General features: G+C 74.3%; 6 protein-coding genes. 5 read left to right on the plus strand and 1 reads right to left on the minus strand.

Annotated elements, in window-relative coordinates:
- On the plus strand, window positions 1-992 hold a 992-nt coding region (pdxA, locus tag DVA66_RS16395), incomplete at its 5' end, for a 4-hydroxythreonine-4-phosphate dehydrogenase PdxA (protein WP_114561037.1).
- Between the two features lie 12 nt (window positions 993-1,004).
- Window positions 1,005-1,769, plus strand: a complete 765-nt coding sequence (locus DVA66_RS16400) for a DeoR/GlpR family DNA-binding transcription regulator (RefSeq protein WP_114561038.1) — start codon at window positions 1,005-1,007, stop codon at window positions 1,767-1,769.
- A gap of 3 nt (window positions 1,770-1,772) precedes the next feature.
- Here DVA66_RS16400 and DVA66_RS16405 read toward each other — a convergent pair whose 3' ends face one another.
- A complete protein-coding gene (locus tag DVA66_RS16405) occupies window positions 1,773-2,573 on the minus strand; it encodes a biotin--[acetyl-CoA-carboxylase] ligase (RefSeq protein WP_114561039.1) in 801 nt (266 codons plus the stop codon).
- A gap of 55 nt (window positions 2,574-2,628) precedes the next feature.
- Here DVA66_RS16405 and DVA66_RS16410 point away from each other — a divergent pair, with 55 nt between their 5' ends.
- The 3 genes from DVA66_RS16410 to DVA66_RS16420 are packed head-to-tail and all read left to right on the plus strand — an operon-like array spanning window position 2,629 to window position 5,565.
- Window positions 2,629-4,200, plus strand: a complete 1,572-nt coding sequence (locus tag DVA66_RS16410; protein WP_114561040.1) for an acyl-CoA carboxylase subunit beta — start codon at window positions 2,629-2,631, stop codon at window positions 4,198-4,200.
- A 10-nt stretch (window positions 4,201-4,210) separates the two neighbouring features.
- On the plus strand, window positions 4,211-5,362 hold the full coding sequence (locus DVA66_RS16415) for a Gfo/Idh/MocA family protein (protein ID WP_114561041.1): 1,152 nt from the start codon (window positions 4,211-4,213) through the stop codon (window positions 5,360-5,362).
- Window positions 5,359-5,565 carry an acyl-CoA carboxylase subunit epsilon gene (locus DVA66_RS16420; protein ID WP_114561042.1) on the plus strand — a complete coding sequence of 69 codons (207 nt, stop codon included), beginning with the start codon at window positions 5,359-5,361 and terminating at the stop codon, window positions 5,563-5,565. Before DVA66_RS16415 ends, DVA66_RS16420 begins: the two co-directional genes overlap by 4 nt.
- The last annotated feature ends 62 nt before the right edge of the window (window positions 5,566-5,627 follow it).

Genomic DNA, 5,627 nt, shown 5'->3' on the forward strand with positions numbered 1-5,627 from the left:
GGCCGCGTCCGGTGGTCGCGGTCACCATGGGCGACGGCGCCGGCGTCGGGCCCGAGGTGACGGCCGCCGCGGTCACCTCCCCCGACGTCCTGGCCCGCTGCGTCCCGCTCGTCGTCGGCGACGCCGGCCGGCTGCGCCAGGCGGCCCGGATCCTCGGCACGGACGCCGAGGTGGTCGCGGTCGAGGGCCCCGAGCAGGCGGTCGGCCAGCCCGGGCGGATCGACGTCGTCGACCTCGGGCTGCTGCCGGAGGACCTGCCGTGGGGTGAGCTCTCCGCGGTCGCGGGCGACGCCGCCTTCCAGTACGTCCGCACCGCCGCCGAGCTCGCCACCGCGGGCCGGGTGCAGGCCATCTGCACCGCCCCGCTCAACAAGGAGGCCCTGCACCTGGGCGGGCACCGCTACCCCGGCCACACCGAGATGCTGGCCGAGCTCACCGGCACCGAGGAGGTGTCGATGATGCTGTCCAGCCCCCGGCTGCGGGTGATCCACGTGACCACCCACATCGGCCTCATCGACGCGGTGCACCGGATCGAGCCGGGCCTGGTCGAGCGGACCGTCCGCCGCGGCCACGAGGCGCTGCGCCGCAGCGGCATCGACGCCCCGCGGATCGGGGTCTGCGCGATCAACCCGCACGCCGGGGAGGGCGGGCTGTTCGGCTACGGCGAGGAGGAGGAGAAGATCGTCCCCGCCCTGCAGCGGCTCACCGCCGGCGGCATCGACGCGGTCGGCCCGCTGCCGGCCGACACCGCCTTCTACCTGGCCGGCCGCGGCGACTACGACCTCGTGGTGGCGATGTACCACGACCAGGGCCACGGCCCGATCAAGGTGCTGGGGATCGAGGCCGGGGTGAACATCACCGTCGGGCTGCCGGTGATCCGCACCTCGGTCGACCACGGCACCGCCTTCGACATCGCCGGCACCGGTAGGGTCCGCACCGAGAGCATGGTGGAGGCCATGCGGCAGGCGGTGGAGCTCTCCACCGCCCGCTGATCGGAGGATGGCATGAGGGCGGCGCTGCGACGCGAGCGGATCGTCGAGCTGGCCGCCTCGACCGGCCTGGCCAGCGTGGAGGACCTGTCGCGGGAGTTCGGCGTCACCGCCTCCACCATCCGCCGCGACCTGGCCCGGCTCACCGCCGACGGACGGCTCGCCCGCACCTACGGCGGCGCCATCGCGGTGCCGGCGCGCGAGACCGCCCCGGACGAGCGCGCCCAGCTGGCCCAGGTGGCGAAGCGGGCGATCGGGGCCCGGGCGGCCGCCGAGGTCGAGGACGGCGAGACGGTCCTGCTGGACGCCGGCACCACCACGGCCGCGCTGGCCGCCGCCCTGCACCGCCACCGCGGGCTGCGGGTCGTCACCACCGGCCTCACCCCGCTGCAGGCCCTGGGCGACACGCACGAGACGGTCTGCCTCGGCGGGCACCTGCGCGCGATCAGCCAGAGCTTCGTCGGCCCGCTCACGGAGGCGGCGCTGGAGACGCTCACCTTCGACCGGGTCTTCCTGGGCGCCGACGGGGTTAACCCCGAACGCGGCATCTGCGAGGCCACCCTCGACCAGACCCGGCTCAAGGAGCTGATGTGGCGCCGCAGCCGGCACACCTACGTGCTGGCCGACGCCAGCAAGCTCGGCGCCGAACCCTTCCACGCCTGGCTGCGGATGCCCGAGCACTGGACGCTGGTCACCGACGCCGGCGCCCCGGCCGAGATGTGCCAGCGGTTCCGCGACCGCGGGGTCACGGTGGTCACCGCCGGACCCGGGACGGCCTGAGCCTCAGCGCAGGTGCACCACGTCGCCGACGGCGAAGGCCCGCGGCCGGCCGGCGACGTCGACCACCAGCCGCCCGGACGGGTCGGCGTCCAGCGCCCGGCCGGTGACGGTCTCCCCGCCCGGCAGGTGCACCACGACCTCGCGGCCGAGGGTGGCGCACACCCCGCGGTACTCCGCCAGCAGCTCCCCGCTGTCCTGCCGCCAGCGCTCCAGCCGCCCGTCCAGCTCGCTCAGCACCGCGGCCGCCACCACCAGGCCGTCGACGTCGCGGGCCCCGGCCAGCGCGAGCGAGGTCGCCGTCGGCACCGGCAGCTGCTCGGCGGTCTGGGTGAGGTTGAGCCCCCAGCCGAGGACCGCGGCCGGGCCGGTCGGCGTCTCCACCCGCTCGGCGAGGATCCCGCACACCTTCCGCCCGTCGAGCAGGACGTCGTTGGGCCACTTCAGCGCCGGGCGGAGCCCGGTCGAGCGCTCCACCCCGGCCACCACCGCCAGCCCGACCACCAGCGACAGCCAGGGCACCCGCGCGAGCGGCACGGCGTCGACGTCGACCAGCACCGAGGTCGCCGAGGCGGCCCCCGGTGGGGCCGTCCAGACCCGGTCCAGCCGTCCGCGGCCCTGCTGCTGGTGCCAGCTGAGCAGCACCGACCCGGGGTGCGCCCGGCCCGCCCGGGCGTCGGCGGCGAGGTCGTCGTTGGTCGACCCGGTCGCCGCCAGCACCCGCACCCGACCCCACCGCGGCACCGCGCTGAGCAGGTCGCGCAGACGCTCCTCGTCGGGGTGCGGGGCAGGGGTCGGCTCGCTCACCGGAGCATGGTCTCAGGTTGGGGACGGCACGCCAGGATCCCTTAAGGTCGCCCTCATGACTCCTGACATCCACACCACCGCCGGGAAGCTGGCCGACCTGGAGGAACGCATCGAGCAGGCGGTGCACGCCGGCTCGGCGGCGGCGGTGGAGAAGCAGCACGCCAAGGGCAAGATGACCGCCCGCGAGCGGGTGGAGCTGCTGCTGGACGAGGACTCCTTCGTCGAGCTGGACGAGTTCGCCCGGCACCGCTCGACGATGTTCGGCCTGGAGCAGAAGCGGCCCTACGGCGACGGTGTGGTCACCGGTGTGGGCACCGTCAACGGACGTCCGGTCGCGGTGTTCAGCCAGGACGTCACGATCTTCGGCGGCAGCCTCGGCGAGGTGTACGGGGAGAAGATCTGCAAGGTCATCGACTGGGCGATGAAGACCGGCTGCCCGCTGATCGGGATCAACGAGGGCGGCGGTGCGCGCATCCAGGAGGGCGTGGTCTCCCTCGGGCTGTACGGCGAGATCTTCCGCCGCAACACCCACGCCTCCGGCGTCATCCCGCAGATCTCGCTGATCATGGGCGCGGCCGCCGGCGGGCACGTCTACTCGCCCGCGCTGACCGACTTCGTCGTCATGGTCGACCAGACCTCGCAGATGTTCATCACCGGGCCGGAGGTGATCCGCTCGGTCACCGGCGAGCAGGTGACCATGGAGGAGCTCGGCGGCGGACGCACCCACAACACCCGCTCGGGCAACGCGCACTACCTCGCCAGCGACGAGGCCGACGCGATCGGCTACGTCCGTGAGCTGCTGGCCTACCTGCCGCAGAACAACATGGAGCCCGCGCCCTCCTTCGACGAGCCCAACGACCTCGCCGTGCACGAGGTCGACCGCGAGCTCGACACCCTGGTGCCGGACTCGGCCAACCAGCCCTACGACATGCACGAGGTGATCACCCGCGTCCTCGACGACGGCGAGTTCACCGAGGTGCAGGCGCTGTTCGCGCCCAACATCGTCATCGGCTTCGGCCGGATCGACGGGCACAGCGTCGGCGTGGTCGCCAACCAGCCGCTGCACCTGGCCGGCTGCCTCGACATCGACGCCTCGGAGAAGGCGGCCCGCTTCGTCCGCTTCTGCGACGCCTTCAACATCCCGGTGCTCACCCTGGTCGACGTCCCCGGCTTCCTGCCCGGCACCGACCAGGAGTGGAACGGCATCATCCGGCGCGGGGCGAAGCTGCTCTACGCCTACGCCGAGGCCACCGTCCCGCTGGTCACCCTGATCACCCGCAAGGCCTACGGCGGCGCCTACGACGTGATGGGTTCCAAGCACCTCGGCGCCGACGTCAACCTGGCCTGGCCGACCGCGCAGATCGCGGTGATGGGCGCCCAGGGCGCGGTCAACATCCTGCACCGGCGCCACCTGGCCGACCACCCCGACCCCGACACCCGGCGGGCCGAGCTCATCACCGAGTACGAGGACGAGCTGGCCAACCCCTACATCGCGGCCGAGCGCGGCTACCTCGACCAGGTGATCGCCCCGCACGAGACCCGCCGCGAGATCACCCGGCTGCTGCGGATGCTGCGCACCAAGCGCGAGACCCTGCCGCCGAAGAAGCACGGCAACATCCCCCTGTGAGCGACTGGTCATGAACGACGGGCCGCTGCGGTTCGTGGTGGTGGGTCCCGGCTTCCGCGCCGGGGCCTTCCTCCGGGCCGCCGCGGCGCTGCCCGAGCTGTCCTGCGTGGGGGTGGTGGTCCGCCGTCCCCGCGACCTCGGGCTGCCGACCTTCAGCTCGCTGGCCGACTGCCTGGAGCAGACCCGTCCCGACCTCGTGCTCACCGCCGTCCCCTGGTCGGTGACGCCGCAGCTGGTGACCGAGGCCGTGCGCCACGGCGTCCCGGTGCTGGCCGAGACCCCGCCGGCCCCCGACGTCGAGGCGATGCGGGCGCTGTGGGACGAGGTCGGCGGCAGCGGGCTGGTGCAGGTGGCCGAGCAGTACCTGCTGCTGCCCGCCCACGCCGCCCGGCTGGCGGTGGTGCGCTCCGGGGCGATCGGGACGCCGACCCAGGTGCAGATCTCCTCCACGCAGTACTACCACGCGGTCTCACTGGTCCGCGGGCTGCTCGGCGCCGGACGGGTGCCGCTCACCGTCCGCGCCGACCGGTTCGTGGCGGCGCTGGTGCACCCGCTGGGCCGCCAGGGCTGGACCGGCGACCCCGAGCCGCGTCCCACCGCGAACGTGGTGGCGACGCTCGACCTGGGCGACGGCCGCAGCGGCGTCTACGACTTCGTCGACGGGCAGACCCGCAACCCGCTGCGGCACCGGCGCACCCTGGTGCGCGGCACGCACGGCGAGCTGGCCGAGGACGAGGTGGCGCGGGTGACGGCGGTCGACACCGTCACCACCTCGCGGCTGGAGCGCCGCCAGACCGGCCACGACCTCGACCTGCACGGCTACGACACCGACACCATCACCTTCGACGGCGAGGTGGTCTACCGCAACCCGTTCTTCGGCCGGCGCTGGAACGACGACGAGATCGCCACCGCCGCCCTGCTGCTGCGGACGCGGGACTGGGTGCGCGGCGAGGGGCCCGAGCCGTACCCGCTGGCTGACGGCTGCTACGACCACCACGTCGGGCTGGCGATCGACGCCGCGGCCTCGAGCGGGGAACGGGTACGGGTCGAGGGCGAGCCGTGGGTGGACGGCCGGACGGGTCTCCTCGACTCCTCCGGTGCCGGTGTGGTTGAGTCCGGCCCGGCGCCGCTGGCCCCTGACGAGATGGAGGAGCTCCCATGACCGACAGCCCGGTCCTGCAGGTCGTCTCCGGCGACCCCACGCCCGAGGAGCTCGCCGCGCTCGTGGTGGTGCTGCAGTCGCGGTCCGGGGCCGCCGAGCCGCCGCAGCCGCCGCCGTCGGGGTGGAGCGCGCACTGGCGCCGGACCCGTCCTCCGCTGCTCGCCCCGCGACCCGGCGCCTGGCAGGCGTCGGGGTGGCAGTGAGCACCCCCGGGGCCGCCGCGCCGCGGCCCGTCCGGCGGTTCGTGCTCGCCTCGCAGTCCCCC

Source organism: Desertihabitans aurantiacus, from assembly GCF_003344635.1.
Lineage (GTDB): Bacteria > Actinomycetota > Actinomycetes > Propionibacteriales > Propionibacteriaceae > Desertihabitans > Desertihabitans aurantiacus.

Bases quoted from the DNA above. Each gene is read 5' to 3' on its own strand.
- DVA66_RS16400 (WP_114561038.1), top strand. From the start codon at position 1,005: ATGAGGGCGGCGCTGCGACGCGAGCGGATCGTCGAGCTGGCCGCCTCG.
- DVA66_RS16415 (WP_114561041.1), top strand. From the start codon at position 4,211: ATGAACGACGGGCCGCTGCGGTTCGTGGTGGTGGGTCCCGGCTTCCGC.
- DVA66_RS16410 (WP_114561040.1), top strand. From the start codon at position 2,629: ATGACTCCTGACATCCACACCACCGCCGGGAAGCTGGCCGACCTGGAG.
- DVA66_RS16420 (WP_114561042.1), top strand. From the start codon at position 5,359: ATGACCGACAGCCCGGTCCTGCAGGTCGTCTCCGGCGACCCCACGCCC.